We start from the raw sequence: 15,872 nt of genomic DNA, 5'->3' as shown, positions 1-15,872 counted from the left end.
CGGCGTGCGGGGTTCCTGAACAAGCGCGTGAACGGCAGGTGAGGTGGAGGAAATCCGCCCATGCCACAGCCGCCCCGGTGCCGCAGGGACAGGAGATCAGCCATGGCACTGAAACCAAAGGACGCACCCGGACTTGCGCATTTCGACTGGGCCGATGCGTTGCGGCTGGACGGCCAGCTGACCGAAGAAGAGCGGATGCTGCGCGACGCCGCCCGCGCCTATGCGCAGGACCGCCTGCAACCGCGCGTCATTGCCGCCTTTCGTGACGAATATACCGACCCCGCCATCTTTCGCGAAATGGGCGAGATGGGGCTTTTGGGTGTCACCATCCCCGAGGAATACGGCGGCATCGGCGCCTCTTATGTCGCCTATGGCCTGATCGCGCGCGAGGTCGAGCGCGTCGATTCCGGCTATCGCAGCATGATGTCGGTCCAGTCCAGTCTGGTGATGTATCCGATCTTTGCCTATGGCTCCGAGGCGCAGCGGCGCAAATACCTGCCGGGACTGGCGGCGGGCGAGCTGATCGGCTGTTTCGGCCTGACCGAGCCCGATGCGGGCTCTGACCCCGCCGGGATGAAGACCACGGCCCGCAAGGTGGACGGCGGCTATGTGCTGAACGGCGCCAAGATGTGGATCTCGAACGCGCCGATCGCCGATGTTTTCGTCGTCTGGGCCAAATCCGAGGCGCATGGCGGCAAGATCCGCGGTTTTGTGCTGGAAAAGGGCATGAAGGGCCTTACGGCGCCCAAGATCGGCGGCAAGCTCAGCCTGCGCGCCTCGATCACCGGTGAGATCGTCCTGCAGGATGTCGAAGTGCCCGAGGACGCGCTTCTGCCCGGCGTCGAGGGGCTGAAGGGCCCGTTCGGCTGCCTGAACCGCGCCCGCTACGGCATCGCATGGGGGGTGATGGGCGCGGCCGAGTTCTGCCTGTCGGCGGCGCGCGGCTATGGGCTGGACCGCAAGCAGTTCAACCGCCCGCTGGCGGCGACGCAGCTTTACCAGTTGAAGCTGGCCAATATGCTGACCGAGATCACGCTGGGCCTGCAGGCCTGTCTGCAGGTCGGGCGGTTGATGGATCAGGCCGAGGCCGCGCCCGAGATGATCTCTCTGATCAAACGCAACAATTGCGGCAAGGCGCTGGACATCGCCCGCGCCGCCCGTGACATGCACGGCGGCAACGGCATCTCCGAGGAATTTCAGGTCATGCGGCACATGGTCAACCTGGAAACGGTGAACACCTATGAGGGCACCCATGACGTGCATGGCCTGATCCTTGGCCGCGCCATCACCGGGTTGCAGGCTTTTGGGTGAGGGGTGTTATCGGATCGGTCGCACGCCATAGCTGCGATAGGCGTTCGTGCGTAGTTCAGCCTCGCTGCGGTCGGGAAACAACAGATAGCTTGGCGCAAGAATGGGCGATGATCGTTCAACATTGACTGATATCATGTGGCGGATCGGAAATGCGCCGCCTGTCTTTTCCAACAGCGGGGCCACCAGGGGCGCGAAACTCGGGTGGTCGGGCGCAATGATTTCCGCCATGCCTTCCAGCTTGCGTCCGCGTTGCAGGAAAATGTCGATCAGACTGACGCAGACCGCAGGATTCACCAGAATGTTCCTGACGCTCCGCCCCGAGGCGATATCGGCGATCACCAGCCGGTTTGCGCTGGCTTCGGCGTAGATTTCCTTGGGTGAGACGTTCGGCCGATTGTGAGGATCCACAGTCGCCAACCAACACAGAACCGCCTGTTCCTTGCCATTCAATCTGCTGGTCATGTCCGCTTCTCGAAAATGAGGCGGAGGCCAAACAGCACGAGGAATGTTCCGGTGACCCGCTCGATCCAGATGCCGAACCGCCTGTAGGCCGCGCGCGCCGGCATGGTGGACAGCAGTCGGACGACCAGACCATACCACAGGATTTCCAGTGCAAATCCCCCGCTGAGGATTGCGAGTCTGGCCGCGAGCGAGGTGTCCAGCGGAATGGTCGCTGCATATAGGCTGATAAAGAATGCAATCCCCTTGGGGTTGCTCAGATTGACCAGCAGACCAAGGCGTAAACCTCGGGAAAAACTGTCCTGCATGATCGATCTGCCATCTGCGTTGGCGGCGGCTGGACGGTTCAGCCAAGCCCTGACGCCGAGATAGACCAAAAACAGGCCGCCGCTGATCTGTATCACCCCGGCCAGCCAGCCGATGCGGGTCAGCAGAAGGGCAAGACCGGACATGCTGAGGACCGCATAGAGCGTTGCGGCGCAGGCAAGGCCAACCGTTGCCCCGGTCGCGGTTTGCCTTGCCCCGGAAATTGCCAAACGGGAAATAAGGGCAAAGTTCGGCCCCGGACTGATGACGATAGCGGCGTAGAGAAACAAAACCGTCGTGACGACGGCAATTTCCATGGGCATGTCCAGCCTCCATTATCGTCACCTCATGCTATGTCGAATGCGCGATTTCGCCAAGGCCGCGACCGTCCGAAAGGTCATCACCCGTCCGGAAAAGCCTTGCCTATTGCCGCACCATTGACGCCCCCCCTTCACCCACCCTCGGTCAGCGCAATGCGGCCGCCGGCGAGGCGGCGGACGCGGCCGGCCAGTTCCAGCGACAGGATGGCCGGGGCCAGTGCGGCGGCGGGCAGGCCCAGATCGCGGATCAGCATGTTTTCCTCGGTCGGGCTGGGGCTGAGGCGGGCGAGGATCCGGGCCTCGAGATTGGCGGGGCCACCCTGTGCAGGGCGCACCGTCGGGGGCTGCCGGGCCGAGGGCAGGTTGCCGGCGATCCGGTGGCCCAGTTCCGCCATGCGGCGGGCGACGGCGGCCGGTTGCAGCCGGCGCGCGCGGTCTGGCGCTGTGGCGGCTGGCGCTGTAGCGGCCGGGCTGGGCGCCGCCTCGGGCTGGGGCTGGGCGTGCGGCGCCTCGGCGGGGGCGCCATTGCTTTGCAGGGCGGTCAGCACGTCCTGCGAATTGCGCACCAAAAGCGCGCCGTCGCGGATCAGGGCGTTGCAGCCGGCGGCGCGGGCGTCCATCGGATGGCCCGGCACCGCCATCACCTCGCGGCCCTGATCCAGCGCCGCCTTGGCGGTGATCAGGCTGCCCGAGCGATGCGCGGCCTCGATCACCACCACCGCGCGCGACAGGCCCGAGATGATGCGGTTGCGCGCCGGGAAATGCCGTGCCACCGGCTCGGTCCCCGGCGGTTGTTCGGTGATCAGCAGGCCGGTGTCGCAGATCGCCTCGGCCAGCGCCGCATTCTCGCTGGGATAGATCATGTCGATGCCGCCGGCCATGACGGCGATGGTGCCGCTGGGCAGGCTGGTTTCATGCGCGATGGTGTCGATGCCGCGCGCAAGCCCTGCGATCACCGCCGCGCCCGATTGCGCCAGACCCTGCGCCATGCCGCGCGCCATGCGCAGCCCCAGCGACGAGGCATTGCGTGCCCCCACCACCGCCACCGGCAGGTGTTGCAGCACTGTGGCATTGCCCCGCACCCACAGTACCGCCGGCGCTTCGGCGATTTCGCGCAGTTGCGCCGGGTAATCGGCATCGCCCCAGGCGATCAGCCGGGCGCCGGCGCGGGTTCCGGCCTCGATCTCGGCCTCGACGACGCCGGCGGGGCAGGGGGCATAATCCTCGATCCCGGCGGCGCGGGCGATATCGGGCAGCGCCGCCAGCGCCGCGCCGGCGCTGCCATGTTCGGCCAGCAGCCGGTGAAAGGTCGCAGGCCCGACCCGGCGCGAGCGGATGAGGCGCAGGATGGCGAATCCGTCCGCTTGCACCCTGAAGGCGTGGTGGTCGGGGTCGAGAGAAAGCGGTCTTGCCATCATTGCCGATATCCTTGCCTCATCCGCGATTCCGGTGATGGCACGGCAATGGTTAAGATTCGGTTAGCCAGCCGCGACGGGCCGGGTGCCGTCAGGCGGCCGAGCCGCCCACCGTCAGCCCGCCGATCATCAGCGAGGGCAGGCCCACGCCCACCGGCACCCATTGTCCCTGCTTGCCGCAATTGCCGATGCCCGGATCCAGCGCCAGATCATTGCCGATGGCGCGGATCTGTTGCAGCGCGGTGGCGCCGTCGCCGATCAGCGTGGCGCCCCGGATCGGGTCGCCGACCTGACCATTTTTCACCCGATAGGCCTCGGTGCAGGAAAACACGAACTTGCCGTTGGTGATGTCGACCTGACCGCCGCCAAAGCCCACGGCATAGATGCCGTCATCCAGCCCCGACAGGATCGCGGCCGGATCGTCGGTCCCCGGCAGCATGAAGGTATTGGTCATGCGCGGCATCGGCGCATGGGCATAGCTTTGCCGGCGGCCGTTGCCGGTCGGCTCGACCCCCATCAGCCGCGCGTTCTGGCGGTCCTGCATATAGCCGACCAGAATCCCGTCCTCGATCAGCACGTTGCGGGCCGGCGCCGTGCCCTCGTCATCGACCGAGATCGAGCCGCGCCGGTCGGGAATGGTGCCATCGTCGATCACCGTCACCCCCGGCGCCGCCACGCGGCTGCCCAGAAGCCCGGCAAAGGCCGAATGCCCCTTGCGGTTGAAATCGCCTTCAAGCCCATGGCCCACGGCCTCGTGCAGCAAGATCCCCGGCCAGCCGGGGCCCAGCACCACATCCATCACCCCTGCGGGGGCGGGGACCGAGCGCAGGTTGACCAGCGCGATGCGCAGCGCCTCGCGCACCTGGGCCTGCCAATGTTCGGGCGCGATCAGCCCGTCCAGCGCCACCCGCCCGCCGCCGCCGGCATTGCCCGATTCGCGGCGGCTGTTCGATTCCACGATGACCGAGACATTGATCCGCGCCATCGGCCGGATGTCGGTCGAAAGCCCGCCCTCGGGGCGCAGGATCGCCACCTCTTGCACCGAGGTCGAGATGCTGGCCGAAACCTGCACCACGCGCGGGTCCAGATCGCGGGCAAAGGCGTCGATTTCGCGCAAAAGCGCGACGCGGGCGGCAAAGCTGACGCCTGCGGCCGGGTCGATCGGCGCATAAAGCGGCGTGATCGCCCCATGCGGCGGCAGGGCCAGCGTGCCGCCACCGTCGCCCACCGCCAGACGCACGGTTTCGGCGGCCTTGCGCAATGCAGCCTCGTCGATCTCGGTGGAATGGGCATAGCCGGTCACTTCGCCGCGCACGGCGCGCAGGCCGAAACCCTGCTCTGCGTCATAACTGGCGGTGCGCAGCCGGCCATCGTCAAACACCAGCGTTTCCGCGCGCGAACGCTCAAGGAACAGCTCGCCATCGTCGGCACCGGCCAGCGCGCCTTGCAGCACCGCCAGGGTGCGGTCGCGATCCAGATGCGATTCAAAGGGGGAAAACGCCGCGTCGCTCATCCGAAAGTCCTTTGCCAAGAAGCACCGACTAGGGGTTTTTTGGTCGTAAGTCGATAGGTATGACTTGCCCGTGAGGGGAAGATATGGTTCTCAAACAGGACCGATGCCGGCCGGGCTGGAGGACAGGAGCCCGTCGGCGGCACAGTAGGCAACGGGATGGGACTATGGCAATTGCGACGATGCGCCGCGCTCTGGCGGCGGTAACTGGCCTTGGACTTGCGGCTGTGGTGGCGATGCCTGCCCTCGCTCAGGAAGTGCTGGGCGAGCTGCCGGTGATCGGCAAGCCGCATGCGAAGGGCATGGGCTTCCAACCCGCCTCCAGCCCGCTGGCGCATGACCAGCAATGGCTGGATCATTTCGTGCTTTATATCATCTCGGCGGTGACGATCTTTGTCTGCCTGCTGCTGCTGATCTGTATCCTGCGCTACAACCGGCGTGCCAATCCTGTCCCGGCCCGGTTCACGCATAACACCCCGCTTGAGATCGCATGGACGCTGGTGCCGGTGCTGATCCTTGTCAGCATCGGGGTGTTCTCGCTGCCGGCGCTGTTCCGCAGTCAGGAAATGCCCAACGATCCGGATCTGGTGATCAAGGCCATCGGCCACCAGTGGTACTGGTCCTACGAATATCCCAATGACGGCGTGGCCTTCGATGCCCTGCTGCTGGAAAAAGACGCTCTGGCCGGTGCCGGCTACAGCGAGGATGAATATCTGCTGGCCGCCGACAACCCGGTCGTGGTGCCGGTGGGCAAGAAGGTGCTGGTGCAGGTCACCGCGACCGATGTGATCCACAGCTGGACCGTGCCGGCCTTCGCCGTGAAACAGGACGCCGTGCCGGGCCGGATCGCGCAGCTGTGGTTCGAGGCCGACAAGGAAGGCGTGTTCTTTGGCCAGTGCTCGGAACTCTGCGGCATCAACCACGCCTATATGCCCATCGTGGTCAAGGCCGTCAGCCAAGAGAAATACGACGCCTGGCTTGCCGGTGCGAAAGCCGAATTCGCTGCCGATGCCTCGGATTACCTGCCGGCCCAGCCGATCAAGCTGGCCGCGGCCGAGTAAGGGCGCGACGTGGCCGGTATCAACGCATATGACGGGCCCGCCGAGAACGGTTTCGAGGCGGGCTTTGGGGACTACGTTGCGCTGCTGAAGCCGCGCGTCATGTCGCTGGTGGTGTTTACGGCCTTTGTCGGGCTGTGGATCGCGCCGGTGGGCATGAACCCGTTCGTGGCCTTCTGCGCGGTGTTGTTCATCGCTCTGGGCGGCGGCGCCTCGGGTGCGCTGAACATGTGGTATGACGCCGATATCGACGCGGTGATGAAGCGCACGGCCGGCCGCCCCGTGCCCTCGGGCCGGGTGCCGGCGGGCGATGCGCTGGCGGTCGGGCTGGCGCTGTCGGGCCTGTCGGTGATGATGCTGGGGCTGGCGGCGAACTGGTTCGCGGCGGGTTTTCTGGCCTTCACCATCTTCTTTTATGCCGTGGTCTACACGATCTGGCTGAAACGCTCGACGCCGCAGAACATCGTCATCGGTGGCGCGGCCGGGGCCTTCCCGCCGATGATCGGCTGGGCCTGTGCCACCGGCGGCATCGGCATCGAATCGCTTCTGATGTTCGCGCTGATCTTCTTCTGGACGCCGCCGCATTTCTGGGCGTTGGCGCTGTTCATGAAAGAGGACTACCACAAGGCCGGCGTGCCGATGCTGACCGTGACGCATGGTCGTGCTGCCACCCGCCGGCATATCTTTGGCTATACGCTGGTGCTGGCGCCGTTTGCGATCTGGCTGGGGCTGACCTCGGTCGGCGGCTGGTTCTACCTGTCGGTCGCGCTGGTGCTGAACGCGCTGTTCATCCTTGGCGGCTGGCGCATCCTGCGCCGGACCGAGGAGCAGGCCGTCGCCGATCATTACAAGACCGAACGCAAGTTCTTCCGCCTGTCGCTCTATTACCTGTTCCTGCATTTCCTTGCGCTGCTGGTGCAACATTGGATCGGGGCGTGGTGATGGCGCTGCATGTCGAACATGAACTGCACAGGCGGCGGCGCAGTCGCAATGTCGGGCTGGCGCTGGTGCTGGCGGCCTTTGTCGCGCTGGTCTTTGGCCTGTCGGTGGTCAAGATCACCCAGGGCGACATGATGGAGGGGTATGATCACCGCCCGCAGGCTTCGCGCCTGCCGGTGGATCCGAACCCGCCGGCCGCCACCGCGCCGCGCGCCGCACCGGGCACCCCGGGCGCCGAGGCGGGGATCAAGCCATGAGCAACAGATCGAACGGCCGCACCTTTGCCTGGCTCGCCGGGGTCGCTGCGGTCATGTGCGCGCTCAGCTGGGCGGCGGTGCCGTTCTACGACTGGTTCTGCCGCACCACCGGCTATGGCGGCACCACGAATGTCGCCTCTGCCAGCCCCGACGAGGTGCTGGACGAAACCGTGCGCGTGCGCTTTGACGCCAATGTCGATCCGAACATGGGCTGGACCTTCCGCCCCATGCAGCACGAGATGAAGCTGCGCATCGGCGAAAACGCCATCGCCTTCTACGAGGCGGTCAACAACACCGACCAGCCGGTCACCGGCTCGGCCAGCTACAACGTCGCCCCCGATGTCGCGGGCTATTATTTCAACAAGATCGAGTGCTTCTGCTTTACCGAGCAGACCCTGCAACCCGGCGAGCGGGTCGAGATGCCGGTCAGCTTCTTCGTCGATCCCGGTCTTGTCGATGACCGCGACGCGGGGCGGGTGCGCGACATCACCCTGTCCTATACCTTCCACCGGACCGCCGAACCCAAGCAGGCGGCGCTGGACACCGGCAAGACGACAACGACCACGAACTGAGCAACAAGACGCAGCAACAGCGGAACGCAGCCATGGCCCATGTAAAGAACCACGACTATCAGATCCTTCCGCCGTCGATCTGGCCGTTTTTGGGCGCGATCAGCGCCTTCGTGATGCTGACCGGCGCGGTGGCCTGGATGAAGGGCATCACCGTGCTGAGCCTGCCGGTGCATGGCCCCTGGATGTTCCTGATCGGTCTGGTCGCGGTGCTTTACGTCATGTTCGGCTGGTGGGCCGACGTGGTGCGCGAGGGCGAAGAGGGCGAGCATACGCCGGTCGTCCGCATCGGCCTGCAATACGGCTTCATCCTGTTCATCATGTCCGAAGTGATGTTCTTCGTCGCCTGGTTCTGGGCCTTCATCAAGAACGCGCTTTATCCGATGGGGCCGATGAGCCCGATCAAGGATGGCGTCTGGCCGCCCGAGGGTATCGCCACCTTTGACCCGTGGCACCTGCCGCTGATCAACACGCTGATCCTGCTGTTGTCGGGTGTCGCCGTGACCTGGGCGCACCATGCGTTTGTGCATGACGGCGACCGCAAGACCACGATCCGCGGCCTGATCGTCGCCGTGATCCTGGGTCTGTGCTTTACCGGCCTGCAAGCCTATGAATACAGCCACGCGGCATTCGGTCTGGCCGATACGGTCTATGCCGGCACTTTCTACATGGCGACCGGGTTCCACGGCGCCCATGTCATCATCGGCACCATCTTTCTGCTGGTCTGCCTGATCCGGTTCCAGCGCGGGCAGATGACGCAGAAACAGCATGTCGGCTTCGAGGCGGCGGCCTGGTATTGGCACTTCGTCGACGTGGTCTGGCTGTTCCTGTTCGTCGTGATCTATATCTGGGGCCGCTGATCCAGCCCCGTCTTTTCCGGCGGCGCGGCACAGGCCGCGCCGTTTTCTGGTGGAAGGCTTCATGCGCCGCTATCTGTTCCCGCTGATTCTGGGCGTCGTCGGCTGCGCCATCCTGATTTCCCTTGGCGTCTGGCAATTGCAGCGTCTGGCCTGGAAAGAGGCGATGCTGGATCAGATCCAGCGCGGCATCGAAGGCGCACCCGCCCCGCTGCCCGCCAGCATCGACCCGTCGATGAAATACCTGCCGGTGCTGGTCTCGGGCACCACCACCGGGGACGAGATCGACGTGCTGTCAGGCACGCGCGAATCCGGTGGCGGCTATCAGGTCGTCTCGGGCTTTGTCACCGATGACGGGCGCCATATCCTTCTGGATCGCGGCTTTGTCGATCAGGATCACAAGCACGACCCGCGCCCGCCGGTGCATCTGCAAGTGGTCGGCAACCTGCACTGGCCGCAAGAAAAGGGCAGCGCGACACCCGCGCCGAACCTGGACCAGAACATCTGGTTCGCCCGCGACGTGCCGGCCATGGCCGCGCAGCTGGGTACGCAGCCGGTTCTGGTCGTCGCGGCCGAGGTGGCGGGCGATCAGCAGGGCGTGCAGCCGATCCCGGTCGCCATCGACGGCATTCCGAACAACCATCTCAGCTATGCCATGCAATGGTTCATGATCGCTGCGGCCTGGGCAGGGATGACAGGGGCGTTGATCTGGCGTATCAGGCAACGTCAATACTAGAGGATCACGATGCGCTACGTTTCGACCCGAGGCCGGGCAGAGGTTCTGGATTTCTCGCAAGCCATGATGACGGGCCTTGCCCGCGACGGTGGGCTGTATCTGCCAGAGACCATCCCCACCTTCTCGGCCGAAGAGATCGCGGCGTTCGAGGGCCTGCCCTATGAGGAAGTGGCGCTGCGCGTGATCACGCCGTTTGTCGGCGACAGCTTCTCGCAGGACGAGCTGCGCGGCGCCATCGCCCGCGCCTATGCCGGCTTTGACCATGTGGCCCGCGCGCCTCTGGTGCAGCTGGCGCCGGGGCATCACTTGCTGGAACTGTTCCACGGGCCGACCATCGCCTTCAAGGATTTCGCCATGCAGCTGATCGGCCAGCTGTTCCAGCTGGCGCTGGCGAAATCGGGCGACCGTATCACCATTCTGGGCGCGACCTCGGGCGATACCGGCTCGGCCGCGATCGAGGCCTTCAAGGGTCTGCCCAATGTCGATGTGTTCATCATGTATCCGCATGGCCGCGTCAGCGAGGTGCAGCGCCGGCAGATGACCACGCCTGCGGAAGAGAACGTCCATGCGCTGGCCGTGGCCGGCACCTTCGACGATTGTCAGGCGCGGCTGAAGGATCTGTTCAACGACCATGCCTTCCGTGACGAGGTGCATCTGGCGGGCGTGAACTCGATCAACTGGGCGCGGGTGCTGGCGCAGATCGTCTATTACTTCACCGCCGCCGTATCGCTGGGCGCACCGGGGCGCGAGATCGACTTTACCGTGCCCACCGGCAATTTCGGCGACATCTTTGCCGGCTCGATTGCCAAGGCCATGGGCCTGCCCGTCGGGCGGCTGGTGGTCGCGACGAACCAGAACGACATCCTGCACCGGGCGCTGGCCACCGGCGAATACCGCGTTGGCACGGTCGAGCCCTCGATCAGCCCCTCGATGGACATTCAGGTCAGCTCGAACTTTGAACGCGCGCTGTGGCTTGCCTATGGCCGCGACGGCGTGGCGGTCAGCCAGCTGATGGACGAGCTGAAATCGGGCGGCTTCGCCATCAGCCAGGGCGCGCTTCAGGCGCTGCGCGAGACCTTCGAGTCCGGCCGCGTGTCCGAGGATGAGACCACCGCGATGATCGCCACCATCCGCGCCGAAACCGGCGAGGTGATCTGTCCGCATACCGCCGTAGGGGTCGCCATCGCGCGCGGCCATATCCGTCCCGGCGTGCCGATGATCACGCTGGCGACCGCGCATCCGGCGAAATTCCCCGATGCGGTCGAGGCCGCCATCGGCATCCGCCCCGAACTGCCGCCGCATATGGCCGATCTGTTCGGTCGTCCCGAACGCACCACCCAGGTTGAAAACGACGCGGATCAGCTTAAATCCCTGATCCTTGCACGGAGGACCGCTTGAACCAGACCCGCATCAGCACGCTTTCGAATGGTCTGCGCGTCGTCACCCGCGACATGCCCGGCCTGCATTCGGCCGCCATCGGCATCTGGGTGAACGCGGGTTGCCGCGACGAACGCGCCGACCAGAACGGCATCGCGCATTTCCTTGAGCATATGGCCTTCAAGGGCACGCCGACGCGCACGCCCCTGCAAATTGCCGAGGCCATCGAGAACGTTGGCGGCTATATCAACGCCTATACCTCGCGCGATGTGACCAGCTATTACGTGCGGGTGCTGTCGGGTGATGTGCCGATGGCGCTGGACGTGCTGTCGGACATCGTGCTGAACCCGATCTTCGACGCGCGCGAGATCGAGGTCGAGCGTGGCGTCATCCTGCAGGAAATCGGCCAGTCGCTGGACACGCCCGACGACGTGATCTTTGACTGGCTGCAAGAGGCGGCCTATCCCGACCAGCCCATGGGCCGCACGATCCTGGGTCCGGCCGAACGGGTCAGCCATTTCTCGCGCGAGGATCTGTCGGGCTTTATCACCGAACATTACGGCCCCGAGCGCATGATCGTCGCTGCCGCCGGCGCCGTCGATCACGACAAGATCCTGCGTCAGGTAGAGGCAACCTTTGCGCATCTGGTGCAGCGCGCCGGCACCACGCGCGAACCCGCCCGCTGGAAGGGCGCCGAGGCGCGGCGGGTCAAGAAGCTGGAACAGGCGCATTTCGCGCTGGCCTTCGAGGGCCCCGGCTATCAGGACCCGGATTTCTATGCCGCGCAGATCTGGACCTCGGCACTGGGGGGCGGCATGTCCTCGCGCCTGTTCCAGAAGATCCGCGAGGAACGCGGTCTGTGCTATTCGATCTTTGCGCAATCGGGCTTTCACGACGACACCGGCATGGTGACGATCTATGCCGGAACCTCGGGCGATCAGGTCGGCGATCTGGCGCATCTGACCGTGGACGAGCTGAAGCGTTCGGCCGAGGACATGAGCGAGGCCGAGATCGCGCGGGCCCGGGCGCAGCTCAAGGCGGGGCTGCTGATGGGGCTGGAAAGCCCGACCGGTCAGGCCGAGCGCATGGCACGGTCGCTGGCGATCTGGGGCCGGATTTCGGAGCCGGCCGAGGTTGCCGCCCGCATTGACGCGGTGACCGTGGCCGATGTGCGCGCCCACGCCCAGCGGCTGATCCAGAATGCCCGCCCGGCGCTGGCACTCTATGGTCCGGTCAAGGGGGCGCCCTCGCGCGAGAAACTGGCCGAAAGGCTTGCCGCCTGATGCTTTTCCGCCGCCGTCCGCCGCTTCTGGAAACCGAGCGGATGGTGCTGCGCCTGCCCGAGCATGCCGATCACGCCTGCTGGCTGGCGCTGCGGGTGGAAAGCCGCGCCTTTCTGACCCCGTGGGAGCCGGTCTGGGCGCCGGACCACCTGTCACGGCGCAGTTTCACCAACCGCGTCTATTGGGCGCAGCGCGCCAGCCGCAATGGCACCGCGCTGCCGCTGTTCCTGATCCGTCGCGACGGCATGCTGCTGGGCGCGATCACGCTGGACAATATCCGGCGCGGCCCGGCGCAATCGGGCACCATCGGCTATTGGATCGGCCAGCCCTTTGCCCGGCAGGGCTATATGCGCGAGGCCATCGACGGGCTGGTGCGCCATGCGTTCAGCGCCATGGACCTCAGCCGGATCGAGGCCGCCTGCCTGCCGGAAAACCACGCCTCGCGCGGGGTGCTGGAGAAATCCGGCTTCAAATACGAGGGCGTGGCGCAAAGCTATCTGCAGATCAACGGCCGCTGGCGCAATCATGTACTGTATTCCAACCTGCGCCACGACCGGCGCGGCAAGACCGAGGTGCGCTGATGCTGAACCCGGCCGATGAGGCGCTGGCCGCGCGCCTGCCCGAAGGCGTGCTGCGCGAGATCGCGCCGGCCTATCTGGAGGAACCGCGCGGCCGCTATCGCGGTCAGGCCGGTCTGGTCGCAGCGCCGCGCAGCACCGATGAGGTCGCGGCCGTGGTGCGCGCCTGCGCCGAGGCCCGCGTCGGCATCGTGCCGCGCGGCGGTGGCACCGGGCTGGTCGCCGGGCAGGTCATGCCCGAGGGACCCGCGCCGCTGATCCTGTCGCTGGAGCGGATGACCGCGCTGCGCGCCATCTACCCCGAGGAAAACGTGCTGGTGGCCGAGGCCGGGATGACCTTGCAGGCGGTGCGCGATGCGGCGTCGGGCGTCGGGCGGCTGTTTCCGCTGTCGCTGGCCGCGCAAGGCACGGCGGCGATTGGCGGCAATCTGGCGACCAATGCCGGCGGCGTCACCGCGCTGCGGTATGGCACGGCCCGCGCGCTGTGTCTGGGGATCGAGGCGGTGTTGCCCGATGGCCGCGTGCTGCATGACCTCAAGCGGCTGCGCAAAGACAATACCGGCTATGACATCCGCGACCTGCTGATCGGTGCCGAGGGCACGCTGGGGATCATCACCGCCGCCAGCCTCAAGCTGGTGGTGCCACCCGCCGGCATCGGCACCGCCATGTTGCAGGTGCCCTCGCCCGAGGCGGCGCTGACGCTTTTGTCGCTGGCCGAGGGGCGGATGGCGGGCGGCGTCACCGCATTCGAGCTGATCTCGGGGCAGGGGCTGGCCTTTCTGGCCGAGGTGCTGCCGGGGATCCGCCAGCCCTTGCCCGGCGCGCCATGGTCGGTGCTGATCGAGGTCGGCCTGCCCATGGGGCTGGCCCCCGAAGCCGCGCTGGAAAGCCTGCTGACCGAAGCGATGGAGCGCGATCTGGTGCTGGACGGCGCCATTGCGCAATCGGGCCAGCAGGCCGTCGATTTCTGGAACCTGCGCGAGCATCTGCCCGAAGCCAACCGCCGCATCGGTGCCATCGCCAGCCATGACATCAGCCTGCCGCTGTCGGAAATCGCGGGCTTCATCGCGGCAGCGGATGCGGCGCTGGCCCCCGAGGGCGTGCGGATCAACTGCTTTGGCCATCTGGGCGATGGCAACCTGCATTACAACCTGTTCCCGGCAGCAGGCCGGCGGCGCGAGGATTACGACGACCGCCGCAAGGCGCTGTCGCGGCGGGTGCATCAGATGGTGGTGGATCGCGGCGGCTCGTTTTCGGCCGAGCATGGCGTCGGCCGACTGAAGGTCGCGGAATTGCAGCACTGGGGCGATCCGGCGCGGCTGGCGGTGATGCGCGCGCTTAAGGACAGCTTGGACCCCTTGGGCATCATGAACCCGGGAGCGGTTCTTTCAGCACGGGCGTGAGGTTGGTGCGCAGATGGTCCAGATAGGCGTTCAGCCGCGGCGGGATGAAGGGCTGCGGCAGGTAAAGCGCCTGAATGTCCAGCTGCGGCCCGGCGAAACCGGCCAGCAGCCGTTCCAGCCGGCCCTGCGCCACGTCTTCGGCGATGACAAAGCGCGGGATCAGCGCCAGCCCTTCGGATAGGAGCGCCAGCTTGCGCACCGCCTGCGGGCTGTTCACGGTGATGCGGCCGGGCAGGGGCACGCTGACGGCGCGGCCCTCGATCACGAAAGTGCTGCGATGGGTATTGGCGGTGTTGCTGTCGCGGATCACCTGATGGTCGCGCAGCTCTTGCGGGTGGCGCGGCCGGCCATGCGCGGCGATATAGCCGGGGCTGGCCACGACCCAGCTTTCGGTGCCGCCGATGCGGCGGCCGATCAGGCTGGAATCGGCCAGAACGCCGATGCGCAGCGCCAGATCAAAGCCCTCGGCCGCCAGATCGACATAGCGGTCGGTCAGCCGCAGGTCGATGCTGATGCCGGGGTTGCGGTGGATAAAGTCGCAGGTCAGCTCGGCCACGAACATCTCGCCAAAGGTCACCGGCGCGGTGATGCGCAGCCGGCCGGCTAGGCTGCCCTCTTCGGCGCGGGTCTCGGCGTCCAGTTCCTCGACGGTCGAAAGCACGCGTCGCGCGCCGCCCAGAAAACGCTCGCCCGCCGGCGTCAGTGACAGCGCGCGCGTGGTGCGGTTCAGCAAGGTGACCCCCTGCTGGGCCTCCAGCGCGGCGACATATTTGCTGACCAGCTTGTTCGAGATGCCGAGGCGTTCGCTGGCGCGCGTGAACGAGCCGGCGTCCACCACGGCAACAAAGGCGCGCAGCCCGTCGATCCGATCCATGATATTCCCTGAGGCGGAGATAATGTTTCGGCGAATATGCCCATTTTCGGGATAATGGCCAAGCGCTAAATTCGCCTCATCAAGACATCACTCCGACATCATCCTGCAAGGATACCCGCTATGACTGACTCCGAAAACAATGCCGATCTGGCCGCCTTCCTGCTGCGCCTCGTGACGGGCGCCTGGTTCCTGGTCCATGGCCTGATCAAGCTGTTCATCTTTACCCCCGCCGGGACCGCCGGCTATTTCCAATCCATCGGCCTGCCCGGCGCGCTGGGCTATCTGACGCTGGTGATCGAGATCGCGGGCGGCCTTGCGCTGCTGGCCGGCGTCGCCACGCGCTATGTCGCGCTTTTGATGGTTCCGGTGCTGCTGGGTGCCGGCTGGTTCGGCCATGGCGGCAACGGCTTTACCTTCTCGAACACCGGCGGCGGCTGGGAATACCCGGTGCTTTGGGCCGTGGTCATGCTGGCGCTGGCGCTCTTGGGCGATGGCCGCTGGTCGCTGGCCAAGCGCAGCTGAGCCTCTGTAACGGGCAGGTAACAATCTTGCCAAGGTCGGCCTTTGGGCCGGCCTTTCGTTTCGTGCATGGCCGGGTTGATTTGCGGTTCTGACGGTTT

General features: G+C 66.0%; 17 protein-coding genes. 12 read left to right on the top strand and 5 right to left on the bottom strand.

The annotated features are described in order from the left end of the window. The first annotated feature begins 102 nt into the window (after positions 1-102). Complete coding sequence (locus GL279_RS03450; RefSeq protein ID WP_155063208.1) at positions 103-1,311, top strand: acyl-CoA dehydrogenase; 1,209 nt, start codon at positions 103-105, stop codon at positions 1,309-1,311. A gap of 6 nt (positions 1,312-1,317) precedes the next feature. Here the strand turns inward: GL279_RS03450 and GL279_RS03445 are convergent, their stop codons facing one another. From GL279_RS03445 to tldD, 4 genes are all read right to left on the bottom strand, one after another. Next, on the bottom strand, positions 1,318-1,773 hold the full coding sequence (locus tag GL279_RS03445) for a pyridoxamine 5'-phosphate oxidase family protein (RefSeq protein WP_155063207.1): 456 nt from the start codon (positions 1,771-1,773) through the stop codon (positions 1,318-1,320). After that, on the bottom strand, positions 1,770-2,399 hold the full coding sequence (locus tag GL279_RS03440) for a LysE family translocator (protein ID WP_155063206.1): 630 nt from the start codon (positions 2,397-2,399) through the stop codon (positions 1,770-1,772). Before GL279_RS03440 ends, GL279_RS03445 begins: the two co-directional genes overlap by 4 nt. A 128-nt stretch (positions 2,400-2,527) precedes the next feature. Further along, positions 2,528-3,811 (bottom strand): DNA-processing protein DprA, encoded by a 1,284-nt coding sequence (dprA, locus tag GL279_RS03435; RefSeq protein ID WP_155063313.1) that lies wholly within the window; start codon positions 3,809-3,811, stop codon positions 2,528-2,530. A gap of 91 nt (positions 3,812-3,902) precedes the next feature. Continuing rightward, a complete protein-coding gene (tldD, locus tag GL279_RS03430) occupies positions 3,903-5,324 on the bottom strand; it encodes a metalloprotease TldD (protein WP_155063205.1) in 1,422 nt (473 codons plus the stop codon). 164 nt (positions 5,325-5,488) lie between these two features. Between tldD and coxB the strand changes: the two genes are divergently transcribed. The 10 genes from coxB to GL279_RS03380 all read left to right on the top strand — a co-directional run bounded on the left by coxB (position 5,489) and on the right by GL279_RS03380 (position 14,378). Further along, positions 5,489-6,382 (top strand): cytochrome c oxidase subunit II, encoded by an 894-nt coding sequence (coxB, locus tag GL279_RS03425; RefSeq protein WP_155063204.1) that lies wholly within the window; start codon positions 5,489-5,491, stop codon positions 6,380-6,382. Positions 6,383-6,391: 9 nt separating this feature from the next. Further along, entirely contained in the window at positions 6,392-7,321 is a 930-nt protein-coding gene (gene cyoE, locus GL279_RS03420) for a heme o synthase (RefSeq protein WP_343039695.1), read from the top strand. Continuing rightward, entirely contained in the window at positions 7,321-7,575 is a 255-nt protein-coding gene (locus GL279_RS03415) for a hypothetical protein (RefSeq protein ID WP_155063312.1), read from the top strand. Before cyoE ends, GL279_RS03415 begins: the two co-directional genes overlap by 1 nt. Then, positions 7,572-8,147, top strand: coding sequence for a cytochrome c oxidase assembly protein (locus GL279_RS03410; protein ID WP_155063203.1), 576 nt, complete (start codon positions 7,572-7,574; stop codon positions 8,145-8,147). The genes GL279_RS03415 and GL279_RS03410 overlap by 4 nt, the downstream gene beginning before the upstream one ends. Positions 8,148-8,179: 32 nt before the next feature. Next, entirely contained in the window at positions 8,180-9,004 is an 825-nt protein-coding gene (locus GL279_RS03405; protein WP_155063202.1) for a cytochrome c oxidase subunit 3, read from the top strand. A 61-nt stretch (positions 9,005-9,065) separates the two neighbouring features. After that, a complete protein-coding gene (locus tag GL279_RS03400) occupies positions 9,066-9,737 on the top strand; it encodes an SURF1 family protein (protein ID WP_155063201.1) in 672 nt (223 codons plus the stop codon). A gap of 9 nt (positions 9,738-9,746) precedes the next feature. Then, positions 9,747-11,135: a threonine synthase gene (thrC, locus tag GL279_RS03395; RefSeq protein WP_155063200.1), complete on the top strand. Its 1,389-nt coding sequence runs from the start codon at positions 9,747-9,749 to the stop codon at positions 11,133-11,135. After that, entirely contained in the window at positions 11,132-12,397 is a 1,266-nt protein-coding gene (locus tag GL279_RS03390; RefSeq protein WP_155063199.1) for a M16 family metallopeptidase, read from the top strand. The genes thrC and GL279_RS03390 overlap by 4 nt, the downstream gene beginning before the upstream one ends. Next, entirely contained in the window at positions 12,397-12,978 is a 582-nt protein-coding gene (locus GL279_RS03385; RefSeq protein ID WP_155063198.1) for a GNAT family N-acetyltransferase, read from the top strand. Before GL279_RS03390 ends, GL279_RS03385 begins: the two co-directional genes overlap by 1 nt. After that, entirely contained in the window at positions 12,978-14,378 is a 1,401-nt protein-coding gene (locus GL279_RS03380; RefSeq protein WP_155063197.1) for an FAD-binding oxidoreductase, read from the top strand. Before GL279_RS03385 ends, GL279_RS03380 begins: the two co-directional genes overlap by 1 nt. Here GL279_RS03380 and GL279_RS03375 read toward each other — a convergent pair. After that, on the bottom strand, positions 14,341-15,252 hold the full coding sequence (locus tag GL279_RS03375; protein WP_155063196.1) for a LysR family transcriptional regulator: 912 nt from the start codon (positions 15,250-15,252) through the stop codon (positions 14,341-14,343). The genes GL279_RS03380 and GL279_RS03375 overlap by 38 nt on opposite strands. 120 nt (positions 15,253-15,372) lie before the next feature. Here GL279_RS03375 and GL279_RS03370 point away from each other — a divergent pair, with 120 nt between their 5' ends. Next, positions 15,373-15,774, top strand: coding sequence for a DoxX family protein (locus tag GL279_RS03370; protein WP_155063195.1), 402 nt, complete (start codon positions 15,373-15,375; stop codon positions 15,772-15,774). The last annotated feature ends 98 nt before the right edge of the window (positions 15,775-15,872 follow it).

This window comes from Paracoccus limosus, assembly GCF_009711185.1.
Lineage (GTDB): Bacteria > Pseudomonadota > Alphaproteobacteria > Rhodobacterales > Rhodobacteraceae > Paracoccus > Paracoccus limosus.
This window is presented reverse-complemented; position numbering and strand designations above follow the sequence as displayed.